Source organism: Porphyrobacter sp. GA68, assembly GCF_022605525.1.
Taxonomy (GTDB): Bacteria; Pseudomonadota; Alphaproteobacteria; order Sphingomonadales; family Sphingomonadaceae; genus Qipengyuania_B.
The window spans coordinates 518,333-541,860 of the sequence record NZ_JAKQYJ010000002.1; the positions used below are offsets into that span (position 1 = coordinate 518,333).

20 protein-coding genes are annotated in these 23,528 nt (G+C 62.1%); 17 read left to right on the forward strand and 3 right to left on the reverse strand.

Annotated elements, in window-relative coordinates:
- Positions 1-18 precede the first annotated feature (18 nt).
- From LHJ54_RS10270 to LHJ54_RS10330, 13 genes are all read left to right on the forward strand, one after another.
- Positions 19-747 carry a hypothetical protein gene (locus tag LHJ54_RS10270; protein WP_228243798.1) on the forward strand — a complete coding sequence of 243 codons (729 nt, stop codon included), beginning with the start codon at positions 19-21 and terminating at the stop codon, positions 745-747.
- Positions 747-2,753, forward strand: coding sequence for an NADH-quinone oxidoreductase subunit NuoG (gene nuoG / locus LHJ54_RS10275; protein WP_228243799.1), 2,007 nt, complete (start codon positions 747-749; stop codon positions 2,751-2,753). The genes LHJ54_RS10270 and nuoG overlap by 1 nt, the downstream gene beginning before the upstream one ends.
- Positions 2,754-2,802: 49 nt before the next feature.
- On the forward strand, positions 2,803-3,924 hold the full coding sequence (gene nuoH / locus LHJ54_RS10280) for an NADH-quinone oxidoreductase subunit NuoH (RefSeq protein ID WP_228243801.1): 1,122 nt from the start codon (positions 2,803-2,805) through the stop codon (positions 3,922-3,924).
- 23 nt (positions 3,925-3,947) lie between these two features.
- Positions 3,948-4,433 (forward strand): NADH-quinone oxidoreductase subunit NuoI, encoded by a 486-nt coding sequence (gene nuoI, locus LHJ54_RS10285; protein WP_228243802.1) that lies wholly within the window; start codon positions 3,948-3,950, stop codon positions 4,431-4,433.
- Positions 4,434-4,559: 126 nt separating this feature from the next.
- Complete coding sequence (locus LHJ54_RS10290) at positions 4,560-5,180, forward strand: NADH-quinone oxidoreductase subunit J (RefSeq protein WP_228243803.1); 621 nt, start codon at positions 4,560-4,562, stop codon at positions 5,178-5,180.
- Complete coding sequence (gene nuoK / locus LHJ54_RS10295) at positions 5,177-5,482, forward strand: NADH-quinone oxidoreductase subunit NuoK (protein ID WP_228243805.1); 306 nt, start codon at positions 5,177-5,179, stop codon at positions 5,480-5,482. Before LHJ54_RS10290 ends, nuoK begins: the two co-directional genes overlap by 4 nt.
- Before the next feature lie 7 nt (positions 5,483-5,489).
- Complete coding sequence (nuoL, locus tag LHJ54_RS10300) at positions 5,490-7,547, forward strand: NADH-quinone oxidoreductase subunit L (protein WP_228243806.1); 2,058 nt, start codon at positions 5,490-5,492, stop codon at positions 7,545-7,547.
- Positions 7,547-9,106 carry an NADH-quinone oxidoreductase subunit M gene (locus LHJ54_RS10305; RefSeq protein WP_228243807.1) on the forward strand — a complete coding sequence of 520 codons (1,560 nt, stop codon included), beginning with the start codon at positions 7,547-7,549 and terminating at the stop codon, positions 9,104-9,106. The genes nuoL and LHJ54_RS10305 overlap by 1 nt, the downstream gene beginning before the upstream one ends.
- Positions 9,106-10,581, forward strand: a complete 1,476-nt coding sequence (gene nuoN / locus LHJ54_RS10310; RefSeq protein ID WP_228243808.1) for an NADH-quinone oxidoreductase subunit NuoN — start codon at positions 9,106-9,108, stop codon at positions 10,579-10,581. Before LHJ54_RS10305 ends, nuoN begins: the two co-directional genes overlap by 1 nt.
- Positions 10,578-11,324: a biotin--[acetyl-CoA-carboxylase] ligase gene (locus LHJ54_RS10315; protein WP_228243809.1), complete on the forward strand. Its 747-nt coding sequence runs from the start codon at positions 10,578-10,580 to the stop codon at positions 11,322-11,324. Before nuoN ends, LHJ54_RS10315 begins: the two co-directional genes overlap by 4 nt.
- Positions 11,325-11,327: 3 nt before the next feature.
- A complete protein-coding gene (locus LHJ54_RS10320) occupies positions 11,328-12,119 on the forward strand; it encodes a type III pantothenate kinase (RefSeq protein WP_228243810.1) in 792 nt (263 codons plus the stop codon).
- Positions 12,116-13,756, forward strand: a complete 1,641-nt coding sequence (locus tag LHJ54_RS10325) for a ribonuclease J (protein WP_228243811.1) — start codon at positions 12,116-12,118, stop codon at positions 13,754-13,756. The genes LHJ54_RS10320 and LHJ54_RS10325 overlap by 4 nt, the downstream gene beginning before the upstream one ends.
- Before the next feature lie 15 nt (positions 13,757-13,771).
- Complete coding sequence (locus LHJ54_RS10330) at positions 13,772-14,065, forward strand: DUF1467 family protein (RefSeq protein ID WP_228243812.1); 294 nt, start codon at positions 13,772-13,774, stop codon at positions 14,063-14,065.
- Between the two features lie 8 nt (positions 14,066-14,073).
- Here the strand turns inward: LHJ54_RS10330 and LHJ54_RS10335 are convergent, their stop codons facing one another.
- The gene (locus LHJ54_RS10335) at positions 14,074-16,728 is read right to left on the reverse strand and encodes a hypothetical protein (protein WP_228243813.1); all 2,655 of its coding nucleotides are present in this window, start codon (positions 16,726-16,728) and stop codon (positions 14,074-14,076) included.
- A 70-nt stretch (positions 16,729-16,798) separates the two neighbouring features.
- On the opposite strand from LHJ54_RS10335, the gene LHJ54_RS10340 reads away from it, so the two are divergent.
- Genes LHJ54_RS10340 through LHJ54_RS10355 form a run of 4 tightly spaced genes read left to right on the forward strand, consistent with a single transcriptional unit; the run spans position 16,799 to position 20,738 of the window.
- Complete coding sequence (locus LHJ54_RS10340; RefSeq protein ID WP_228243814.1) at positions 16,799-17,122, forward strand: Hpt domain-containing protein; 324 nt, start codon at positions 16,799-16,801, stop codon at positions 17,120-17,122.
- Positions 17,123-17,182: 60 nt separating this feature from the next.
- Positions 17,183-18,385 carry a hypothetical protein gene (locus LHJ54_RS10345; RefSeq protein ID WP_228243815.1) on the forward strand — a complete coding sequence of 401 codons (1,203 nt, stop codon included), beginning with the start codon at positions 17,183-17,185 and terminating at the stop codon, positions 18,383-18,385.
- Positions 18,386-18,411: 26 nt separating this feature from the next.
- The gene (locus tag LHJ54_RS10350; protein WP_228243816.1) at positions 18,412-19,362 is read left to right on the forward strand and encodes a hypothetical protein; all 951 of its coding nucleotides are present in this window, start codon (positions 18,412-18,414) and stop codon (positions 19,360-19,362) included.
- A complete protein-coding gene (locus LHJ54_RS10355) occupies positions 19,359-20,738 on the forward strand; it encodes a sensor histidine kinase KdpD (protein ID WP_228243817.1) in 1,380 nt (459 codons plus the stop codon). The genes LHJ54_RS10350 and LHJ54_RS10355 overlap by 4 nt, the downstream gene beginning before the upstream one ends.
- A gap of 47 nt (positions 20,739-20,785) precedes the next feature.
- Here LHJ54_RS10355 and LHJ54_RS10360 read toward each other — a convergent pair whose 3' ends face one another.
- Positions 20,786-22,063, reverse strand: coding sequence for a citrate synthase (locus tag LHJ54_RS10360; protein WP_228244353.1), 1,278 nt, complete (start codon positions 22,061-22,063; stop codon positions 20,786-20,788).
- Between the two features lie 10 nt (positions 22,064-22,073).
- Positions 22,074-23,519, reverse strand: a complete 1,446-nt coding sequence (gene gltX / locus LHJ54_RS10365) for a glutamate--tRNA ligase (protein WP_228243818.1) — start codon at positions 23,517-23,519, stop codon at positions 22,074-22,076.
- Positions 23,520-23,528 lie beyond the last annotated feature (9 nt).

Consider the following 23,528-nt stretch of genomic DNA (forward strand, 5'->3'; position numbering starts at 1 on the left):
AACTGGAAGGTTGAAACAATGAACGCCATTTTTCGCAAGGTTGCTGTCTGTGTATGCACTACCGCATTCTGCACGACTATCGCCGCGGAGGTGGCGGCGCAAAGCGCACCTACCGCTGTTACGGGCTCCAACGTTAGTCGTAGAGAAAGTGGAGCTACAGGGTCGGTGGATCTGAGACATCGGGGCTCATCACGTGCAGCTTTCAATGCGTATGCCCGATGTGCCGCAGAACTCTTTCCTACACTAGCGCGACAGGCTCTCGCCGAACCTTATGGAACGGAGCAGCAGAGCAAAGCAGTTAACAGACTCACGCGAATGTTAGGTCATCAAAGTGAACGATGTTTCAGTGCTGAAGGCGTTCTTGTGCAAGGAGGCTTTTTAAGTTTCGCGGGAGCCTTTGCTGAGCACTTCGTTGAACACAGTTTCAACAAAAGAGACATCGAAGCCTTGGCGGCGGACACTACGGCAGAATGGCGACTATCTCGTTTGAAGCCCAACAATGCTACGGAACGCTTTGGTCAATGCGTGATCCAAACGTCAGCGAGTGATGTGCGCGGATTGATCCTGTCTCCACCCGATAGCTCTGCCGAGACCTCGGCTTTAGCGGCGATAGTGCCCGCGCTGTCACCGTGCATCATCGAAGGCCAAGAGGTGAAGTTTGACCGGAGCAGCTTGCGCTTCATACTTTCAATGGCGTTATACCGTGAACTTCAACACCATCGAGAATTTTTGAAAGCGAAAGCATAATGCCTCAAGTCACCGTTGACGGGCTGGAAATCGAAGTTCCTGATGGCGCCACCGTGCTGCAGGCGTGCGAGCTTGCCGGCAAGGAAATCCCCCGCTTCTGCTATCACGAGCGGCTGAGCATCGCGGGCAATTGCCGCATGTGCCTGGTCGAGGTGAAGCCGGGGCCGCCCAAGCCGCAGGCCAGCTGCGCGCTGCCAGCAACTGACGGGCAGGAGATTCGCACCGACAGCCTGATGGTCAAGACGGCGCGCGAAGGGGTGATGGAGTTCCTGCTCATCAACCATCCGCTCGACTGCCCGATCTGTGACCAGGGCGGGGAATGCGACCTGCAAGACCAAGCGATGTATTACGGGCGCGGCGCTTCGCGCTATCAAGAGAACAAGCGCGCTGTTTCCGAAAAATACATGGGTCCGCTGATCAAGACGATCATGACCCGCTGCATCCACTGCACCCGCTGTGTTCGGTTCTCCGAGGAGATCGCCGGCGTGGACGAGATTGGCGCGGTTGGCCGTGGCGAGAACATGGAGATCACCACCTATCTGGAACAGGCGGCCAAGCACGAGTTGTCGGCGAATGTCGTCGACCTGTGCCCGGTGGGCGCGCTGACCAGCCGGCCCTATGCATTTGAAGCGCGCCCCTGGGAGCTACGCAAGACGCTGTCCATCGACGTGTCGGACGCGGTGGGGGCGAATATCCGCCTCGACAGTCGCGGGCGTGAAGTGATGCGCGCGCTGCCGCGCGTGAACGACGACGTCAATGAAGAATGGCTGTCCGACAAGGGTCGCTGGCAGGTCGATGGCCTGCAGCGCCGCCGCCTCGATCAGGTGTGGATCAGACGCGAGGGGCGCCTGCACCCGGCCAGCTGGCAGGATGCGTTCGGCATGATCGTCTCGGCTTCCCCACAGGGCAGCATCGCCGCCGTGGCCGGAGATCTTGTCGACTGCGAAACGATGTTCGCGGCTAAGCGCCTGGTCAATGCGCTGGGCTCCGACCTCCTGGAGGGACGACAGACCGGGCTCGCCTACGACGCTTCGAACCTCGCGGCAGTGAATTTCAATTCCACGCTGGCCGGTATCGAGAACGCTGATGCCATTCTCATCATCGGCAGTCATGTCCGTTGGGAAGCAGCGTTGGTGAACGCGCGCCTGCGCAAGGCGGTCAAACGCGGCGCCAAGGTGTTCCTGATAGGCCCGGAATGGGAGACAACCTTCAGGGGCGAGTTCCTGGGCGACGATGCCGAATTGCTGCACGATCTTCCCGATGCGATAGCCCAAGCGATGTCGCAGGCGCAGCGGCCGGCCATCATCGTCGGGGCGGCAGGTCTGGCCAAGGGGGCGCTTGCGCCTGCACTCGTCCTGGCCGAGCAGTGGCAGCTGTTCCGGGATGGCTGGAACGGGTTCAACGTGCTGCACATGGCGGCCAGCCGGATGGGCGGCCTCATGCTTGGCTTCGCGCGGCCGCGCGGCATGGCGGAACTGGTCGAGGCACAGCCGAACGTCCTGCTGTCGCTGGGTGCGGACGAAATGGACTATGCGCCTTTCGGTGGCAGTCTCAAGGTTTACATCGGGCACCACGGAGATCGCGGCGCCCATGCGGCGGACATCGTTCTGCCGGGTGCAAGCTTTGCCGAGAAGGATGGAACCTTTGTGAATACAGAGGGACGCGTGCAGCGGGCAGAAAAGGCGGTGTTCCCGCCGGGCGATGCGCGGGAAGACTGGACAATCGTGCGGGCGCTCGCTGACGAGCTCGGCATCAGCGTCGGGTTTGACAGCTTTTCCGAACTGCGCGCAGCGATGATCGCTGCCGTCCCTGGGCTGGGTGAACAGGGTCTGGCTCAGTACGGATCGCTGCCTGCAGGCGACCGGAACATGCGCGCGAGCGGGACGATCACCTATCCGGTGAAGGACTTTTACCTGACCAACCCTATCGCGCGGGCAAGCACGGTCATGCAACGCTGTTCCGCCGAACTGCTGCATGGCGAAGAACTGCTGGAGGCAGCGGAGTGACCGCGACAATCCCGCACGCGCCGCGGTCGAGCAAGCCTGGAGCAAACACGTGACTGCTTTCTTCACGGAACTCGGCCTGAGCTACGGCACGGCCTGGGCGCTTGCGACAGTTGCCGGCATCCTGCTCATCGCCCTGCCGCTCATGCTGGCTGTGGCGATGATCATCTATGTCGACCGCAAGGTTTGGGCCGCAGTTGCCCTGCGTCGCGGACCCAATGTCGTGGGCCCGTTCGGCCTGCTCCAGTCCTTTGCGGATGGTTTGAAGGTTTTCCTGCAGGAAACGATCGTCCCGAGCGCGGCGAACAAGGGTCTGTTCCTGATCGCTCCTATCATCACCTTCACAGTTGCCCTGCTCGCCTGGGCGGTGGTGCCGTTCGGTCCGGAGGCCGTGCTGGCCGACATCAATGTCGGTCTCCTGTACATTCTCGCGATCAGCTCGCTGGGCGTGTACGGCGTGGTCGTTGCAGGCTGGGCATCGAATTCCAAATACCCGTTCTTTTCCGCCATGCGGGCCGCCGCGCAGATGATCTCGTACGAGGTCAGCATCGGCTTCATCCTTGTCTGCGTGGTGCTCTATGCCGGGACATTCAACATGAACGGGATCGTGCTGGCCCAGCTCGGCCACGGGTTCGGTATCGTGAACGCCTTTGCGTTCAATATCCTGCTGTTTCCGCTGTTCGTGATGTTTCTGATCTCTGCTCTGGCTGAGACGGCGCGCGCTCCTTTTGATCTTACGGAGGCGGAATCGGAACTGGTGGCAGGGTACCAGACCGAATATTCTTCCATGAGCTTCGCTCTGTTCTGGCTGGGGGAATACGCCAACGTCCTGCTGATGTGCGCGCTGCTCTCGATCCTGTTCTTCGGCGGTTGGCTGCCGCCCCTGAACATCGATCTGATCCCATGGTTCGACATTCCCGGTTTTGTCTGGCTGTTTGGCAAGATCTTCTTCTTTTTCTTCGTGTTCAGCCTGATCAAGGCGACAGTGCCCCGTTTCCGTTACGACCAGCTGATGCGTCTGGGCTGGAAAGTGTTTCTGCCACTCAGCCTGCTGTTCGTCGTCCTGGTGAGCGGCTGGCTGATGCTGACGCGGTGGGGCGAGGGCAATTCCGCCGTGCTTGCGGCAGCGACAGCGACTCCCGCCGCAGCAAGCCCCCCTGCCGTCGCTCGCTAACGCGCTGACTGAATGGATTTGCCATGAACGCCGCCCAACTCATCAAGTCTTTCACTCTGTGGGAATTCGTCAAGGCGCATGCCCTGACATTGAAGTATTTCTTCAAGCCCAAGGTGACGATCAACTACCCCTACGAGAAGAACCCGATCTCTCCCCGTTTTCGCGGCGAACACGCGCTGCGACGCTATCCCAACGGCGAGGAGCGGTGCATCGCCTGCAAACTTTGCGAGGCAGTGTGTCCGGCGCAGGCCATCACCATCGAAAGCGAACCGCGCGCAGATGGCAGCCGGCGGACCACCCGCTATGACATCGACATGACAAAATGCATCTATTGCGGCTTCTGCCAGGAAGCCTGCCCGGTGGATGCCATCGTAGAGGGACCGAACCTGGAATATTCCACGGAAACCAGGGAAGAACTGCTTTACGACAAGGCCAAGCTGCTGGCGAATGGTGACAAGTGGGAGCGGGCTATAGCAGCGAACCTTGAAGCGGACGCTCCCTACCGCTAGGGGCGCATCCAATCGATTCCGATCCGCTCGGGCCGGGGCGCGTGCCAATGCACGCCGCCTCGCCCGGGTGCCAGCACCGATCTGCCAGCTGCCAGGCTGAGGGGTGGAGAAGGGTAGTTTTCTAGTTTGATCCAGGCCATCGCCTTTTATCTGTTCGCAACCATTGTCATCACCAGTGCGGTGATGGTGATCATGGCGCGCAACCCGGTTCATTCGGTGCTGTGGCTGATCCTGGCGTTCTTCAATGCCGCAGGCTTGATGGTGCTGGTTGGTGCGGAGTTCATCGCCGTACTTCTGGTGATCGTCTATGTCGGCGCCGTGGCGGTCCTGTTCCTGTTCGTCGTCATGATGCTCGATATCGATTTCGCCGAGTTGCGCAGCGGCTTTATCAAGAACTTTCCGCTCGGCATTGCCATTGCGCTGGTGCTGCTGGCGGAACTGATCCTTGGCATCGGCGCGTGGCAGGCGGGGGCGATCGACCTCGGCACGGCGGGCGGCGCCACCGCGCCGGTTGCTGGGGTGAGCAACATAACCGCGCTGGGAATACTGCTCTACTCCCGTTACCTGTTCCTGTTCGAGGCGGCCGGCCTGGTCCTTCTGGTCGCCATGATCGGCGCCATCGTGCTGACGCACCGCAAGCGCGAAGGTTCGTCAGGGCGCCAGGACATCGCGCGACAGATCGCCCGAAGGCCCGAGGATGCCACCATCATGCGGCAGCCTGCGACCGGTGAAGGGGTGGAGCTGTGATCGGCGTGGAGCATTACATCATCGTCGGCACGATCCTGTTCGTGCTGGGTGTTCTGGGCATCTTCCTCAACCGGAAGAATGTGATTGTCATCCTGATGGCGATCGAACTCATCCTGCTGGCAGTGAACATCAACCTGGTCGCGTTCAGCGCCTTCCTGAACGATCTGGCTGGCCAGATCTTCGCCATGTTCGTTCTGACGGTTGCGGCGGCGGAAGCGGCGATCGGCCTCGCCATTCTGGTCATCTATTTCCGCGGACGCGGCACCATTGCGGTCGATGATGTCGATCGGTTGAAAGGGTAGGGCACCAGTGCAGCCGATATTGTTGATCGTCTTCCTGCCGTTGCTGGCAGCGCTGGTCGCGGGGCTGCCCAACAAGCACCTGCCAAGCGTGTTTGCCAAGAGTGTGACCACGGGCGCGCTGATCCTGTCGTGCGTCCTGTCGTGGCCGATATTCTTGGGCTTCCTCAACGGTACCGCGCAGCCGTCCGTCGTGCCGGTAGCCCAATGGGTGCAGTCAGGCACACTGACGTTTGACTGGGCGCTGCGCGTCGACACGCTGACCGCGGTAATGCTGGTGGTGATCACCACCGTGTCGGCTCTGGTCCACATCTACTCCTGGGGGTACATGGCGGAAGACCCGGACCAGCCGCGCTTCTTCGCCTATCTGTCGCTGTTTACCTTTGCCATGCTGATGCTGGTAACGGCTGACAACCTCGTCCAGATGTTCTTCGGCTGGGAAGGCGTGGGGCTGGCGAGCTATCTGCTGATCGGCTTCTGGTTCCGCAAGCCTTCAGCCAATGCGGCGGCGATCAAAGCTTTTGTGGTCAATCGCGTAGGCGATCTGGGCTTCATGCTCGGCATCTTTGGCACCTATCTGGTGTTCGGCACCACATCCCTGACCGAGATCAATGCGGCTGCTGCGGGGATGAGCGGCGCCACGATAGGCTTCCTTGGCATGCGCCTGCAGACGATGGACGTGCTGTGCATCCTGCTGTTCATCGGTGCGATGGGCAAGTCGGCACAGTTGGGCCTGCATACGTGGCTTCCCGATGCTATGGAGGGGCCAACGCCGGTATCCGCCCTGATCCATGCGGCCACCATGGTCACGGCCGGTGTGTTCATGGTGTGCCGGCTATCCCCCATGTTCGAAGCGGCGCCGGTTGCGCTCGCGCTGGTAACCTTCATCGGCGCGGCCACCTGCCTGTTCGCCGCCACGGTCGGCATGACGCAGTGGGACATCAAGCGAGTGATCGCCTATTCAACCTGCTCGCAGCTTGGCTACATGTTCTTCGCCGCCGGCGTCGGCGCCTACGGCGTTGCCATGTTCCACCTTTTTACGCACGCCTTCTTCAAGGCACTGCTGTTTCTGGGCGCAGGGTCCGTTATCCACGCCATGCACCACGAGCAGGACATGCGGTATTACGGGGCTCTGCGCCGGCACATTCCACTGACATTCTGGGCCATGCTGTTCGGAACGCTGGCGATAACTGGCGTGGGCATCTACGGCATCGGTGGGTTCGCCGGCTTCCACTCCAAGGACGCCATTCTGGAAGCGGCGTTCGCTCGCGGCACGGACATGGCGACGTTTGCCTTCTGGACCGGAACGCTGGTTGCCCTGCTGACGAGCTTCTACAGCTGGCGGCTGATGTTCCTGACGTTCTGGGGCCGGCCAAGGTGGAGCGAGAGCGAACACATTCAGCATGCCGTCGGTCACGGGCACCACTCACCCGAAGAAGGCAATCCTCCTCGACAGGAAAGCGCCGACATGGGCAGTCCGCACGATGTGCCCGGCCCCGATCAGCACGAGGGAACCGCCGGATATCATCCGCACGAGAGCCCCGTGTCCATGCTGGTCCCGCTCGGCGTGCTGACGCTGGGCGCGATTGCGGCAGGCTTCGCATTCGCACCGCAATTCATCGATGGCGCCAGGTTCTGGAACGGTTCGATCTACTACAACGAGGCGTTGATCCATGCGCTTCACGCGGTGCCGCTGCCTGTCAAGCTGGCGGCGACGATTGCAATGGTGCTGGGCCTCGCCTTCGCGTGGTTCGCTTATATCCGCGACACGTCCATTCCGGCCAAGACGGCGGAGCAGATGGGGCCGATCTACCGCCTGTTCTACAACAAGTGGTATTTCGATGATCTCTATCGGGCGATCTTTGTGCGCCCCGCATTTTGGCTGGGTCGCCAGCTGTGGCAACGCGGCGATGTCGGCATCATTGATCGCTTTGGCCCGAACGGAGCAGCCTGGGCGGTTCAGCAAGGCAGCTTTGCCGCCAAGAAGCTGCAGAACGGCTACCTGTACAGCTACGCGCTCGTGATGCTGCTGGGCTTGGTCGGCGCGGTTACGTGGGTGCTCGTGTAATGGGGGGCTTGCCAATCCTTTCGCTGATGCTGCTGGTGCCGCTCATTGCGGGCATCGCTTGCCTGCTGGTCGACGCCCGTCCGGCGCGGCTCATCGCGCTTGGCGCAACGCTGATCAACCTGTTGCTGGGCATCGTCCTGTGGCTCAATTTCGACATCGGCGGCGCGCAATGGCAGTTCCAGGAGTATGCCCCCCTGTTCGCGGGGTTCAGCTGGGCACTGGGTGTGGATGGCATCGCCTTGATGCTTATCATGCTCAGCGTATTCTTGATGCCGTTCTGCATCCTCGCCAGCTGGGAAGCGATCCGCACGCGTGTAGGCGAATACATGGCCGCTTTCCTGTTCATGGAAGCGCTGATGATCGGCGTATTTGCCGCACAGGACATCTTCCTGTTCTACATTTTCTTCGAAGCGGGCTTGATCCCGATGTATCTCATCATCGGCGTCTGGGGCGGCGACGACCGGATCTACGCCAGTTACAAGTTCTTCCTCTACACGCTGCTCGGCTCGGTGTTGATGCTGATCGCCATGCTGTGGATGGTCAACGTCGCCGGAACCAGCAGCATTCCTGCCCTAATGGAATATGATTTCGCGCCCGCTGCGCAAACCTGGCTGTGGCTGGCCTTTTTCGCCAGCTTCGCGGTCAAGATGCCGATGTGGCCGGTGCATACGTGGTTGCCCGACGCGCATGTTCAGGCGCCCACCGCCGGCTCGGTGATCCTGGCAGGGGTACTGCTGAAGATGGGCGGATACGGGTTCATCCGGTTCAGCCTGCCCATGTTTCCTGAAGCAAGCGCGCAGTTCACCTGGCTGATCCTGGGTCTGTCCATGGCCGCGATAGTGATCACTTCGCTGATCGCCCTGGTGCAGCACGACATGAAGAAGCTGATCGCCTACTCCAGCGTGGCGCATATGGCGATCGTGACGGCGGGACTGTTCGCCTTCAACGTACAGGGTCTCGAAGGCGCGATGGTGATGATGCTGAGCCACGGCCTGGTATCGGGCGCGCTGTTCCTGTGCGTGGGCGTCATCTATGACCGGCTGCACACGCGGGAAATCGCCCGCTACGGCGGCCTGGCCATCAACATGCCTGCCTACGCCCTGTTCTTCCTCCTGTTCACCATGGCGAGCATCGGTCTACCGGGGACAAGCGGTTTTGTTGCCGAATTTCTGAGCCTCGCAGGCGTGTATCAGGTTTCAAGCTGGGCTGCGCTGGTGCTTACCACGGGGATCATTCTTGCGGCCGGTTACATGCTGTACCTGTATGCGCGCGTGGCATACGGCGAGCAGCGCAACGCCGATGCCGCAGCCATGCGCGACCTTAATGCGCGCGAGTGGGTGCTGCTCGCGCCGATCGCGGCGGCAGTGTTGTGGATGGGCGTCTACCCGGAAAGCTTCCTTGCGCCCATGCGACAGGATATCGCCATGCTGGAAGCGCGACTTGCAAGAGCGGCGCCGGCGGGTGATGCGAACCTGGTGATGGGCGCGCCGCGCGCACAATCCGCCAATGCCATGGCCACGCTGCCTGGCGCAGAGCATGCGGGGGAGGGCGCGCACTGATGGACTTCGGCTTATCCTTTTACCTGGCCGGCGCAGAGATCGGACTGGCTGCGGCGGCGCTACTACTGCTGCTCGTGACGGCGTGGGGCGGACAGCGCGCCGCCCGCTTGGTCACGATCATCTCCGTCGCAGCTTTGGTCGGTGCCACAGCATTCACCGCGGCGGTAATGAACAACGGTGCAGGCCTTGCGCAGACCGAAGCGTTTTTCGGGCTCTATCGGCTGGATACCTTCGCCGGTTTTGCAAAGCTGCTGATCTATGTGTCCACCATTGCCTGCCTCATCGTGACCCCGCGCTATTTCGAGCGGCGCGGTATCTACCGCGGTGAGTATGCGGTCCTGATGCTGTTCAACGCCGTCGGCATGGGAATGATGGTGTCCGCCGTCGATCTCATGACCTTGTACATCGGGCTCGAGCTCAGCAGCCTGTCTTCCTACGTCCTTGCCAGTTTCGCACGCAACGACATGCGTTCGGCAGAGGCAGGATTAAAATACTTCGTTCTGGGCGCGCTAGCCAGCGGCATACTGCTTTACGGCATGAGCCTCGTCTATGGCTTCACGGGTAACACCAGCTACGCCGGAATTCGGGCTGCGCTCACCGGCGAACTTGGCACGGGCGCGCTGTTTGGAGTGGTGTTCGTACTCGCAGGGCTGGCGTTCAAGGTGTCTGCGGTGCCGTTCCACATGTGGACGCCCGATGTCTATGAAGGTGCGCCAACGCCTGTCACCACCTTCTTCGCCAGCGCGCCGAAGATCGCCGCGGTCGCGGTGCTGGCCCGCATGACGCTGTACGCCTTTGGCGAACAACTTTTCGGTTGGCAGCAGATCGTGGTCTTTGCGGCCCTCGCCTCAATCGTGGTCGGCGCGCTGGGTGCGATCGGGCAGGAAAGCCTGAAACGTGTGCTCGCCTACAGCTCGATCAACAATGTCGGCTTTCTGCTGATCGGACTGGCCACCGGCACCCCCGCCGGAGCGAGCGCGATGCTGACCTATCTGGTGATCTATGCCGCCATGACCATTGGCAGCTTTGTTGCGCTTCTGATGCTGACCGACGACGACGGGGTGCCGCTTTCGACCTTTGCCGACATCGCCGGACTCGCAGGCACAAAACCCGCGCTGGCCTGGTGCATCCTGCTGCTGATGTTCAGCCTCGCTGGCATCCCACCGCTGTTCGGCTTCTGGGCCAAGTTCGTGGTGTTCCAGGCAGCGGTGCAGGCGGATCTGGTGGCGCTTGCCGCGATCGGCATTGCGGCCAGCGTGATCGGGGCGTTCTATTACATCAAGTTCGTCAAGGTGATGTTCTTCGACGCACCTGCCGGCGCTGAAGCCACGCGGCATGTGGCGCGCAGCCCCGCCGCGCACTGGGCAGTTCTGGTCATCGCGACCCTGTTCATCTCTCCGCTCGGCTTCCTGCTGACGCCATGGCTCGGAGCGTGGTCTAATCAAGCCGCGGTGTCGCTGTTCACGCTCGCATGAGGCAGGCGACGCTCTCGTCCGGCCGATTGCAGTTCGTCTCCTCGACAGCTTCCACCAACGCTGACCTTCTCGCTAGCGTCAGGGGCGCCTTGCGTGTTCCGGAAGGTGAATGGCTCATTGCCGACCGGCAGACTGCGGGAAGGGGGCGTCAGGGCCGGCACTGGCAGGACGGATGCGGCAACTTCATGGGTTCCACCGTGATCCGGCTTGCCCCCGGCGATCCGGCGCCAGCTTCCTTGGCGCTCGTCGCCGGGCTGGCCTTGTATGAAGCGGTTCACACCCTGTTGCCCAGGCCGGTTCAGCTGGAACTCAAATGGCCCAACGACCTGATGGTTGATGGTGCGAAGCTGGCCGGTATTCTCCTCGAACGAGCAGGGGATTGCGTGGTGGCCGGCTTCGGGGTCAATCTCGCTCATGCTCCGGCAGTGGCGGGCCGCGAAACCGCCGCGCTGACCCGCTATGGCCCGGCTCCCAATCGCGACCTGTTCGCCGCCACTTTGGCCGACAGCGTGGCCGAAGAGCTTGCCCGATGGCGGACATACGGCGTGGAGCCGGTAATTCGCCGGTGGCAAACGGCGGCGCACCCGGTCGGAACGCGGTTGACGGTGCTGCCGCCCGGAGAGTCGCAGCTTGCCGGCGAGTTTGCCGGTCTGGCAGAGGATGGCTCTTTGCGCCTCGCTCTCACGTCCGGAGAGACGCGCCTGATCCGTGCGGGCGACGTAATGCTGAACAGGGAAAGCTGACCAATGCTTCTGGCCATCGACGCGGGCAACACCAACATCGTCTTCGCCCTGTTCGACGGCGATGATCGGGCTGACCGCACGATCCGGGCCCGCTGGCGCATAGCCACCGATCCGCGCCGCACCGGTGACGAATATGCTGTATGGCTGCTTCAACTGCTCGCCATCGAGGGAGTGCCGCGGGAGGACGTCCGCCGGGTCATCATCGGTTCGGTCGTGCCACGGGCCAATCACAACTTGTCGGTTCTTGCGCGCCGCTATTTCGGAGTGGAGCCGTTGATTGCGGGAGAAGGCGAGGCGGGCTGGGGGATCGAACTGGACGTGGCAGAACCAAGGTCGCTTGGCGCCGATCGGGCGCTGAACGCCATTGCCGCACATCGTCGGCATGGCGGCGACCTCATCATCCTGGACTTCGGCACTGCCACCACTCTTGACGTGGTGGATTTTCGCGGCGCCTACAAGGGTGGGATCATCGCGCCTGGCATCAATCTGTCGCTTGAAGCGTTGGTAAGCAATACCGCCAAGCTGCCCCGCATCGCCATCCTTCCGCCCGAGGCTGCCAGCGTGATCGGGCGCAATACCGAGGAACAGATGCGTATAGGAATTTTCTGGGGATATGTGGCGATGATCGAAGGGCTTGTAGCACGGCTTCGCGCCGAGGTAGGCAGGCCGGCGAAGGTCATTGCGACCGGCGGGCTTGCGCTGCTGTTCGATCAGCATACCGATTTGTTCGATGCGGTTGATCCGGATCTGACCTTGCACGGCCTTGCCATCTGCGCCGAACGGACACCCTCTTGAAGCGCGACGGAACTCCAGAACGGGAACTTCTCTTCCTCAGTCTTGGCGGGTCTGGCGAGGTCGGGATGAACGTCAACCTTTACGGCTGCGATGGCAAGTGGCTGATGGTGGACCTTGGCATGACCTTTTCAGGCGGGGAGTATCCGGGCGTCGACCTGGTGCTGCCCGACCTTGAGTTCATTGAGGAACGCGTGGACGCGCTGCTGGGCATCGTGTTGACCCACGGGCACGAAGACCACATCGGCGCGATCCCCTACTTCGCGCAAGAGCTCGGCGTACCGCTTTACGCCACCCCCTTCACCGCCGACCTCATCGCCCGCAAGCTCAAAGAAGCTGGCCTGACACAATCGGTTGAGCTGAATATCATCGAAGAAGGCGAAAACTTCCGCCTTGGTCCGTTCGACCTCGCCTATTTCCCGCTGGCGCATTCCATCGCAGAAGCTAACGCGCTCCTGATCGACACCCCGCATGGCCGGGTTTTCCATAGTGGTGACTGGAAGCTGGACGAAGATCCCATCGTCGGCGAGCCAGCGACTGCGGCGGACCTCAGGCAGATCGGGGACGAGGGTGTTCTGGCGCTCGTCTGCGACTCCACCAATGCCTTCAACCCCGAGCCGAGCGGTTCCGAAGGCGCCGTTCACAAGGGGTTGCTGGATGAAGTAGCGCGGCATGACGGCAAGCGGGTTGTCGTTACAACCTTTGCCTCCAATGTGGCCCGCCTGCAGACCCTGGGTGATGTAGCGAGGGAAACCGGGCGCCAGATCTGCATCGCCGGCAGGTCGATCGACCGCATCCTGGAGGTGGCCCGCGACAACGGGTATCTCGCCGACTTCCCCGATCCGGTGACGTTCGAGGAGGCTATGAGCCTTCCGCGCGGAGAGGTTCTTGTGCTCGCAACCGGGGGCCAGGGCGAACCGCGCGCTGCGCTGGCGCGCATGGCGGAAGGCAATCACCCCATCGAACTGGCGAGCGGCGATGTGGTGCTGTTCTCCAGCAGGCAGATACCCGGCAACGAAATTCCCATCGGCCGAATGCAGAACACGCTGGCGCAGCGCGGTATCATCATGGTGACGGACCGGCAGCGCCCCATCCACGTGTCCGGCCATCCAGGGCGCCCGGAACTGGAGGCGATGTATGGCTGGCTCCGCCCGGACATCCTTGTCCCGGTTCACGGCGAGATGCGCCACATGCAGGAACAGGCGAGGCTGGCTCTCGATAGCGGCGTCCCCGAAGCAATCGTGCAGAAGAACGGGCAGATCGTCCGGCTCGCGCCGGGCAAACCCGAGAAGCTGATGGAGGTGCGTTCCGGTCGGCTTCTGCTTGACGGCGACATCATCATACCGGCCGACGGAGAGGCGATCACCATACGTCGCCGAATGGCTCAGAACGGTCTGGTCGTCGTGCTGCTCGGAGGAGAGGGCCGCTGCAAGGTTGAGGCATTCGGGCTGCCCCTTGACGAAGACCATGCCGACTTCATTCTCGATGCCCAGACCGCTGTCGCCAGGGCCGTGCAGCGGCTGAAAGGCGCCGCCAAGGGCGATCCAGCCGCTGTCAGCGAAGCTGCGCGATTGGCTGCCAGGCAGACGGCCCGGCAATGGAGCGGCAAGAACCCGCAGGTTCACGTCGTCACTCTCTGAACCTATATTGCCGTCATGGAATGGACCTCTGTTGTCGCCATCTACGCTCTGGTGTGGGTGGCGGTCGCGTTCTTGATGCTCCCGTTCGGCGTGCGAACCCATGACGAGCTGGGGATCACAAAAACTGCCGGCCAGGCGGACAGCGCCCCGGCAAACTTTCGGCCGCGGGCGGTTGCCTGGCGCGCGACCTGGGTGGCCGCGCTGCTGACGGGCATCTACATCGCGAACTACGTCAACGGCTGGGTTCAGGCGGAGGATCTCAACCTCTTTGAACCACCGCCGCAAGTTCGGGCGTTGCTGGAGGATTAAACCCCCGCTCAGTTCCTCAAGCGCTCGATCGACTGCGCCAGCGCCACATACAGCTTGCCCATGTCGGAGCTAAGGATGAGAACGCCCAGCGCGTTGCCATTCCGGGTGGACAGCAGCGAACGCAGCATCGCTTCGAAGTCGTGGACATAGCGGTTGACGTGATCGCGGAATTCACTGTCCGCATTGTAGAGATCAGCGATCTCCTTCGTGTCCCGGCGGTTGAGAAGCTTCAGCACCTTGCGAGTGAAGATCCCGCGGTCGCCCTTGAGGTACGATGCCCATGCCGTCTCGCTGACTTCGACAGACAGCAGATTGTCCAAGTCTATTGCGGTGGAATTGAGCCGCTCGGTAATCAAGGCAACGCGGCGTGAAAAATCGTTGTCGACGTTCTCTTCCGACTGTTCGCGCGCCCGCGCAATGCGCGCCTCGAGATTGCTTGTCAGTTCATGCACCCGCGCAAGCTGATCGCGCAAATGCATCACGGCTTCACGCCCGGTTTCCGCGGCGGTTTGCATCCGCTGGGCCATTTCGTCGGCGATCTTCGACCCGCTTTCTTCCAAGGCACCGCTGATCGCTTCCGCGCTTCTTGTGCCTACCTGCTCCGCCAGAGAAGCTACCATACCGTCGTCGCCGGCATGATTCTGCAGGGCGGCGGCAAGTTCATCGCGGATAGCCAGGCCGGCATTTTGCAACGAATGACGCAGATGCTCGGCCGTGGCCTCCGCGCGCTCCTCCAGCGCAGCCAGCTCACTTCGCAATTGTTCAAAGGCCGCCGCATGCTCCTGCTGGTGAGCCGCCACGGTGCCACCAAGTGACGTCACTGCCTCGCTTGCCGACCGGCTCAATTCGGCTGCATCAGCCAGTGACGCGGTGATGTCAGCGGTCGTTCCTTTCATGCTTTGCAGGGCCGCGGCGATGATGTTGCCGCTCTGCTCCGCATGTTCGAGATCAGCAACAGCGCTGGTCAAAGTCCCGCGCAACTCGCCGCTGCCAGGAATCAGGCTGTTCTGCAGCAGCGCCTGCACCCGCTCGCCGGACTGCAGCACTGAAGTAAGCGCCATGTCCGACTCGTCGATCAATTCGCGTCCGTCGCCCAGTCTTGTCGTCAGCCCTGCCGCCGCCGCTTCTATCCTGGCGTGCGCGTCCTCCACTGCGGCGACGATCTCGCCCATCTGCTCGGTAGCCGCCGCTACCCTCTGTGCAATCTCCTCGCTGTGCTCTGCCAACATCAGCGTTTGGGCGACCTGCTGTTCCCGGTAGGCGGAAAGCTGCTGATCCAGCGTGTCATGCCGTTCGGTCTGCCGCGCCAGCGCGGCCTGTTCCGCCTCCTCCCAGGCGTCCCGCTGCCGCGCAAGTTCCTTGTCGGTACGGATCAGCCGCTGAGATATGGCGGTGTCGACCTGATCCACGCTGTCGCGCAGCACGCCCAGCCGCTGACCGGATGTGGCGTCGGCCTGACGTTCTAACTGCTCTATTTCCGAGAGGAGCTGGATGAGGTAATCGCGCAGTGCGTCAAGACGCCGCTGGCCGGCATGATCGGCCTCTTGCGTTCGCGACGCGATCTCTTCATGCACCGCGCTGATCTGTTCGCGAGTGGCGACGAGGCGCTGCTCCACCCGGGCAAGATGGGCATCTTCCTCTTCTGCCAGACGTGCGTGGAAAACGGAAAGCTCGCTGCCGAACCGCGTCGCGCGGGACTTGGCCGACGCCAGGGCTTCCTCCTCCTGGGCCAGCATGGTCCGGCGATAATCCTCGGTACGGTGACGCAACTCGGCCAACCGGTCGTGCGCCTGCCCGGCGAGTTCCGCTATGCTTTCGCGGACGAATGCCACAGTTTCCGTTGCTTCGTTCCTCAGCGTTTCGATCTGGCTTTCGTTGGCCTGCCCTGCTTGCGTCATGTCGTCAAAGCCTGTTTTCAGCAGACCCATCTGTTCAGACGCGCTGCGTCCGACATTGCCGATCAGGTTGCTCATGTCGCGGGCGGAGGCGGCGATTACCGGCAACTCCTGCCTCAGGCGGTTCATGTTATCGAGCGCAGCGCTGCTGACGCTGGCTATGCTATCGACCTGGGCACCGTTCTGCTGGATCAGCGCCTGCAGCGCGCCTGCGTGCTCCCCGATCCGTTCCACCGCTGAGCGGCCGAGATAATCCAGCTCTCTTGTCTCTGCACTCAGGAACTCGCGGGCGAGGCTCAGTTCCCGGTTGATCCCCAGCAGCCGTTCTTCAAGCACCACAGTCTGCCGTTCCAGCGAGGCGGTCAGGTTGCCGAATCTGCGCGCCTCGCGCGTGCTGCTGCGCATGACTAACAGCCACAGGACCGCAATGAGGATAACGGGCAACGCCCACCCCTGGATCAGCGCGGCAAACTCTGCCGCATCTGGGCTTGAGGAAATTTGCGGGCCAGCGCCTGCAATGAACAGCACCGTCCAGGCCAACGCGAATAAGGCGGCGCCAGCCGAAACCCACTTGTCCCCGCGCGTGACTGCAAGGCGCGGCTCAGCCTGTTCAGCCTCTGCATCCGCGTCTGTCCACACAGGCTCATCGGCGGCCGCGATGTCCTGTGCCGTTGCGGCGTCTTCTGACGCCCCGCCGTGGCGATCAGAATCAGGCTCGATAGAGCCAATGTGAGTTTGAATGCTGCGGATGGGATGGCGTGGGGTCATGGGCTGCAAGCTACCATGTTCCTCATCTCGATAAACCAATTTTAACCAGAAGAAGCCTATGCGGTAACTGATGAGCTTGGAACCTTCTGCTTTGGACATGACGCTGTCGGCGGCAGCCGGCAACGATCTCGCCCTTCAGGCAGAGCTGCGGCAGGCATTTCTGGTCAGCGCCCGGCGGCAGGCCGATCTTCTGCGCCGGTCAAGATGTGATGCGAACTGGCAGATGGCGGCACTTCGCCTGCGCGCCATTGCGGCAAGTTTCCATGCGGACGAACTGGTCGCCCTCGCCACGGCCGCCGTCACCGCCGCTCCCGGAGAGCCGACGGTGCTTCGATCCCTTGAGGCGCAAGTCGCTCTACTCGAGCGCCAGCGGCCTCTCCAAAGCAGCCAGTAGCGCGCAGGGACACCGCGCAGAACCTTGTCCTCGCCGCCCGAACCTGTAGGTTTCCGGGCCGTGAAAATCGCTCTCCTGACTGCCGAGCCTCTCCATGCAGCGGACAGCCCAGTAGTGCGCGGGGCTCACTCGCTGGCCGGCCGTACCATCCTGCAGCATCAGGTGGCGCTGGCGATCGCTGACGGGTGCGAGCGGATCATCTGCCTGTCGGAACAACCGCCAGGGGAACTGCCCGCACTTCGCGACCTGTGTGCGGCGGCGGGAGTGCATCTGCGTGTTGTTAGCCAAGCCCGGCATTTGCCGGCGTTTGTCTCCAGCGGCGATCTGCTCCTCGTTTTTGCGGGAGGCGTGGTGTGCGACTCCGATCTGCTGGCAACAGCGCCGGCGTCGGGACCAATCGTGCTGGCCCTGCCGGCCGACAGTGCCCTCCCGCTGGGCTTTGAACGGATAGACGCGGACCGCGCCTGGGCCGGCGTTCTGGTGGGGCGGGGTCAGATCGTGCAGGAGCTTCTCCACCTGCCCGAGGATATTGACCCTGCCTCATCTCTGTTGCGACTGACGCTGATGAACGGCGCGCCCGTCGTCAACTTGCAGGCAGGCGTCCTGCGGGACGGGAGGATAACGCTTGTCAGAAATGCCGAGCATCTGGCGCAGATCGAAGCAGATCGGATCGACAACTTGGCGGCGAACGTCAGCTTTGCCGCACCCATTCAGGCAATCATCGAGCGCGTCACAGTCAAGCTGGCGCCTCGTCTTCTTGCCTCATCCAATTGGCCGGTGGCCTTGCCCGCCACTTCTCTTGCGCTGATGGCAGTGGCGCTGTCGTTGGGATGGCAGAACCTCACTGCGGCCGCCTTGCTGGTGTTGGCCGTATCGGGTGCGCTGAACGTCGCAGCACGAACTCTGGCGCGGGTGTCGGGTCTGGAATTGTACAACGCATCTCGGCGTCGGCTCTGGTCCGCCCTGCGGATCGGTAACGCCGCTGCCTTGATCATTATAGTGGCCGCAGCATTTCTGCCGTCAGTGCCCGGGGCTTTCGCCTGGTTCACGGCAGCCGCGTTGGGCGGGACCATGGAGTTGGGCAGGCACAGGTTGCCCGCGAACCTGGCGTCCGCGGCCGGCGACCAGGTGCTACTCACAACCATCCTGCTGCTGGGCCATATGCTGGGCTTCCTGGCTCCGGTAGCGATGCTGATCACGGTAACCATCATCGTCCTGTTGTTGTTTTATGAGACAGCGCGAAAGCATCTGACGACCGAGTGACAGCCTTGCAGTAGGGGCCAGTCACGATGCCTGATCACAAGCCGCAGTCACGCTCCACCAACCCGGATGCGGCCGTCCGTGAACTGATCGCCGCCGCGACCGCAGCGCGCACCGATCTGGCGCAGCAACTGGCCTTCGCGATCGGGTGGTCCGATCGTGGCCTGTTCAACGATGAGCTAATCGCCCGCAGCCGTGGCCTGCTGCTGCATCTCGCCCAGCAGCTCGCCGGCGCTGAACTTGGACAGAACGCAAGCGAAGCGCCCGCAAACAGCATTGACGCAATCCTTGCCGCGCTCATGACTGAACCGCGCCTGCTGGCGTATTGCCATGCGCTGTGCCTGGAATACCAGCTGACAACCCGCCTGGCGCGCGAAGCCGACCTCGATCCGCTGCTGCCACGGTTGTTGCAGGAGATGATCGCGTCCGCCGACGCGATCACCTCGAGGACCGCTGCCTCCTGTCTTTCCGCGCAGATGCGGCATCTTGGAGCGATGGAGCGCATGCGGTTGCCGCTGGAACAACTTCCGGCAGATTTGCTCCGCATTGCCCTCGCCATTGGCCGGACGGCGTCGGCGCGTACCGATGTTGCCGATGCCGTGGAGCAGGAGGTGCGGACTAGTTACCAAGAGGAGGGAACCCGGTACGCCCTATTCAAGCTTCTGGTCAACCGGCCGGAATATCCGGACAAGCGGGGCTGGCAGCTGGAAAAGGCCGGCACCGGTCTGTTCCTGGCGGCCTTTGCAGAGCGTGCCGAACTGGAGTGGGTGGATGCCGCTGCGCTCCTGCCCGCGGGACAACAGGCCCGGTTCGCGCTGGAGGCGCTGTCATCGGGCTGCACGCGGAAGGCGCTTTCGCGCAATCTGATCCTGTTGCACAACCAGGCGGCCATACCGGTACTTTCTGTCTTGGCTTTCGCAGGACCCGCACAACTTCTGGCTGCTCTAGAAGTGGCGACGGGCGAAGGAACCGGATTATGACCAGGTTCCCTCAGGACGAACAAGCCGCTGCACAGGGTCTCAGCGATGCCGACGACCGGCTTATCCGCGCCGACCAGGTGCTGCTCACCTTGCAGCAGGATTGCGGCGGAACCATGCCGGGAACGATCGCCATTCCCGAACTGCTGTCGCTGGTCCGCCGGGCACGCGCGGGCGGCCTTCGCATGACACGTCCTTTCACGGCGCTAACCAATGCCACCAAGATCACCGGATTGGTCGAACTCGCACCATCGACTGACCCGAAGAACACAGGGTGCGCGATCAGGCTCCTGACATGGCAGGCGCAGCCGCGTGACAAGCAGGAGCTCGCGCACACGGAAGACAAAGGCGCACGGATCAAGCGCCAATTGGCGGAAATGACGGTGCGGTTGGATCCTGCGCAGAACATCATTTCGGTTGAAGCCGGCAGCAGCGACCTCGAACTGGTGAAGCGGGATTTCACCGATGGCCTTGGTCAGCCCTGGACGCGGTTCGTTACCTTGGATGACGGTATGGGATTACAGCCCGTACACTGGCGATTGCTGGATGGCGCGACGTGCCGACTGAAGGGGTCGAACCGCACCTGGCAAGCTCACCTCGATCCGATCGGCAACGATGAGTACGGGGCAGGCGGCTTCAACTTGTCCCTGGTTGCACTCACGCCGTTGACGGCAACCGCTAACCCGTCGGCGGAGGAGCCAGCGCTGCTGCAGGAGGTTGCGACAAGCCTGTTGCCGTCCCTGCATGGTCCGGTTTCCCGCATCATCGAGAATGCCGGATCGATCAAGCGCAGATTGGCCGGACCTGTGTCAGAGGAATACAGCGATTATGCCGCCGACATCATCGCGGCGGGTCGACACCTGCAAATGCTGGTAGGCGATCTTGAGGATCTGCAGCAGATCGACGCAGATCAGCTGGCCCTCAACATCGGGAACGTGGATCTGGCGGACACCGCGCGCACGGCCGCCCGGCTGTTGAGCGGACAAGCCAGAGAGCGGGGCGTCAACATTGTCACCCCTTCCGCCGACAAGCAGCTTTGTGTTCGCGGCGACCAGCGCCGCGTTCTCCAGGTGTTGTTGAACCTGCTGAGCAACGCCATCAAATATGGTCCTGCTTCAGCCGACGTCCGGATACAGATCGATTGTACTGACGGCGGGGGCGCCATTTCTGTCACCGATCAAGGCGCTGGCATTTCCCCTGAAGAACAACAGCAAATTTTCGGCAAGTACGAACGTTTGGGCAGGACCGACGCGCAGGGGCTGGGGCTGGGCTTGTACATCGCGCAGCGGCTCGCCCAGGCGATGCAAGGAAAGCTATGGATCGACAGCACCCCCGATGCGGGCACGCGCTTTGTCATGGCTCTGCCGCTGGCGGAATAAAGATGGCCCGCCGCTCCGGTCAGCCGGTGCAGACGGGCCGCACAGGATCAGCGATCTTCCAGCGGTACATAATCCCTTTGTGTCGGGCCGGTATAAAGCTGCCGCGGTCGACCGATTACCTGGTCCGGGTCCGAGATCATCTCGTTCCACTGCGCCACCCAGCCGACGGTCCGGGCCAGCGCGAACAGCGCCGTAAACATCGTGGTCGGGAAGCCGATGGCAGACAGGATGATGCCTGAATAGAAATCGACGTTCGGAAACAGTTTCTTTTCCTTGAAGTAATCGTCGTTCAACGCAATTTCTTCCAGCCGCAGGGCCGTTTCAAACACAGGATCGGAAACCTTCAGCGCATCGAAAACCTCGCGCACTGTCTTCTGCATGACTGCGGCGCGAGGATCGTAGTTCTTGTAAACGCGGTGACCGAAGCCCATCAGGCGGAACGGATCGTCCTTGTCCTTCGCGCGCGCGATGTAATGCGGGATGCGGTCCGGTGTGCCGATTTCGTGCAGCATGTTCAGGGCTGCCTCGTTCGCGCCGCCGTGCGCCGGTCCCCACAGGCAGGCTATGCCCGCCGCGATGCAGGCGAACGGGTTCGCGCCGGACGATCCCGCAAGCCGAACGGTCGACGTGGAAGCGTTCTGCTCATGATCGGCGTGCAGGATGAAAATGCGATCCATCGCGCGCTCTACCGCCGGATGCAGCTCGTACTCTTCTGCCGGGACGCCAAAGGTCATGCGCAGGAAATTGCCTGTGTAGCTCAGGTCGTTGTGCGGCTGCATGAATGGCTGGCCTATGGCGTATTTATAAGCCCAGGCCGCAATCGTGGGCATCTTGGCGATCAGCCGATGGCTGCTGATCTTGCGATGTTCAGGATCGGAGATGTCGGTGCTGTCGTGGTAGAAAGCGGATAATGCGCCGACCACCCCGCACATGATCGCCATGGGATGCGCATCGCGACGGAATCCCTGGTAGAACTGCCGCAGCTGGTCGTGCAGCATGGTGTGCCTGGTGATGGTATAGGTAAAATCGTCCAGCTCGTCGTGGCTGGGCAGTTCTCCGTTCAGGAGGAGGTATGACACCTCCATAAAACTAGAATGCTCCGCCAACTGTCCGATGGGATAGCCGCGGTGCAGCAGAACGCCTTCCTCGCCATCGATGAAGGTCAGCGCGCTTTCGCAGCTGGCTGTGGACTTGAAACCCGGATCGTAGGTGAAGCAGCCGGTCTGCCCGTACAGCTTGCGGATGTCGATGACATCCGGACCACAGGTGCCGGTCAGGATCGAAAAGTCGTGGGTTTTGTTGTCGAGCTCCAGTTTGGCATGCATGGCGGACACCCTATTCTCCTTGATCGTGTTCCATAGTTCGCACGGACGCGAGTTGAGCATCTATCCGCGCGAGCGACTCCTCACGCCCGAGCAACGCGAGAACATCGTAAATACCGGGCGATGTCGTAGAGCCTGTCAGGGCAGCCCGCAAAGGCTGCGCCAGCTTTCCGATACCGATCTCGTGCGCGTCGGCTGCATGCTTGAGCGTTGTCTCAAGCGCATCCAGCGTCCACGACTGGGCTGCCCGCAGAGCCGTCGCCGCGATCTGGAGGCGGGCGAGTCCGTCCCCCTCGAGCAGAGCCTGCGCCTTTTCCGCCATCACTGCCGGTTCACCCGGCAGCAGAAATCGCGCACCTTCAGCGAGTTCGTTGAGGTTTTTCGCCCTTGTCTTGAGGGCGGGCATGGCGCGGGCCAACAGTTCCATGTTCGGCGCCCGTTCCATGCGTTCGGCCACCAAAGCGGCGAGGCGGTGATCGTCAGCCTGCCGCAGATAGTGCCCGTTGATGTGTTCAAGCTTCTTCAGGTCGAACCGTGATGGGCTGCGACCAATCCCATCGAGATCGAACAGGGCGATTGCTTCTTCGCGGGTGATCTCTTCGCGATCGCCGTGGCCCCAGCCGAGCCGAAGGAGGTAATTCATCAACGCTTCCGGCAGGATACCGAATTCGTCACGATATGCCTCTACCCCCAAGGCTCCGTGGCGCTTCGACAGCTTGCTGCCGTCGCTGCCATGGATCAGCGGAATATGCGCAAACACCGGGTCCGGCCAGCCGCCCTCGATCATGTTCATTGCGCGAAAGATCGGCAACTGACGAAAGGCGTTGTTCAGGTGGTCGTCACCTCTGATGACATGGGTCACGCCCATGTCGTGATCGTCGACCACTACCGCCAGCATGTACGTCGGTGTGCCGTCCGCCCTGAGCAAGACGTAATCGTCAATTTCCTTGTTCGCGACCCGCACCTGACCCTGCACGGCATCTTCGATCACGGTGTCGCCGTCTTGCGGCACACGCAGGCGGACGGTGAAAGGCTGATCGGCAGGCGCGTCGGCAGGAGCACGATCTCGCCACCGCCGATCGTAACGGATCGGCTGCTTGGCGGCGCGCTGTTCCGCCCGCATCGTTTCCAGCTCTTCCGGGGTGGCGTAGCACCGATAGGCGTAACCCCCCGCCAGGAGCTGCAAAGCGACGTCCCGATGACGCTCGGCACGGGAGGACTGGAACACAGGCGCGTCATCGTAGTCCAGGCCAAGCCAGTCGAGCCCCGAGATGATCGCATCAATGGCCTGCTGCGTGGACCGCTTGGTGTCGGTGTCTTCTATCCTAAGGAGGGCTTTTCCGCCGTGGTGACGCGCGAACAACCAGTTGAACAGGGCGGTGCGTGCGCCGCCAATGTGCAGAAAGCCGGTCGGGGAAGGCGCGAACCGCGTCACTACCTGCCGTCCGTCTGCCGCCATTTGCCCGAC

What these genes read in the sequence shown, in the direction of transcription:
- LHJ54_RS10270 (WP_228243798.1), top strand. Translation starts at nt 19, where the DNA reads ATGAACGCCATTTTTCGCAAGGTTGCTGTCTGTGTATGCACTACCGCA.
- nuoG (WP_228243799.1), top strand. Translation starts at nt 747, where the DNA reads ATGCCTCAAGTCACCGTTGACGGGCTGGAAATCGAAGTTCCTGATGGC.
- nuoI (WP_228243802.1), top strand. Translation starts at nt 3,948, where the DNA reads ATGAACGCCGCCCAACTCATCAAGTCTTTCACTCTGTGGGAATTCGTC.
- LHJ54_RS10305 (WP_228243807.1), top strand. Translation starts at nt 7,547, where the DNA reads ATGGGGGGCTTGCCAATCCTTTCGCTGATGCTGCTGGTGCCGCTCATT.
- nuoN (WP_228243808.1), top strand. Translation starts at nt 9,106, where the DNA reads ATGGACTTCGGCTTATCCTTTTACCTGGCCGGCGCAGAGATCGGACTG.
- LHJ54_RS10315 (WP_228243809.1), top strand. Translation starts at nt 10,578, where the DNA reads ATGAGGCAGGCGACGCTCTCGTCCGGCCGATTGCAGTTCGTCTCCTCG.
- LHJ54_RS10320 (WP_228243810.1), top strand. Translation starts at nt 11,328, where the DNA reads ATGCTTCTGGCCATCGACGCGGGCAACACCAACATCGTCTTCGCCCTG.
- LHJ54_RS10330 (WP_228243812.1), top strand. Translation starts at nt 13,772, where the DNA reads ATGGAATGGACCTCTGTTGTCGCCATCTACGCTCTGGTGTGGGTGGCG.
- LHJ54_RS10335 (WP_228243813.1), bottom strand. Translation starts at nt 16,728, where the DNA reads ATGACCCCACGCCATCCCATCCGCAGCATTCAAACTCACATTGGCTCT.
- LHJ54_RS10340 (WP_228243814.1), top strand. Translation starts at nt 16,799, where the DNA reads ATGAGCTTGGAACCTTCTGCTTTGGACATGACGCTGTCGGCGGCAGCC.
- LHJ54_RS10350 (WP_228243816.1), top strand. Translation starts at nt 18,412, where the DNA reads ATGCCTGATCACAAGCCGCAGTCACGCTCCACCAACCCGGATGCGGCC.
- LHJ54_RS10355 (WP_228243817.1), top strand. Translation starts at nt 19,359, where the DNA reads ATGACCAGGTTCCCTCAGGACGAACAAGCCGCTGCACAGGGTCTCAGC.
- LHJ54_RS10360 (WP_228244353.1), bottom strand. Translation starts at nt 22,063, where the DNA reads ATGCATGCCAAACTGGAGCTCGACAACAAAACCCACGACTTTTCGATC.
- gltX (WP_228243818.1), bottom strand. Translation starts at nt 23,519, where the DNA reads ATGGCGGCAGACGGACGGCAGGTAGTGACGCGGTTCGCGCCTTCCCCG.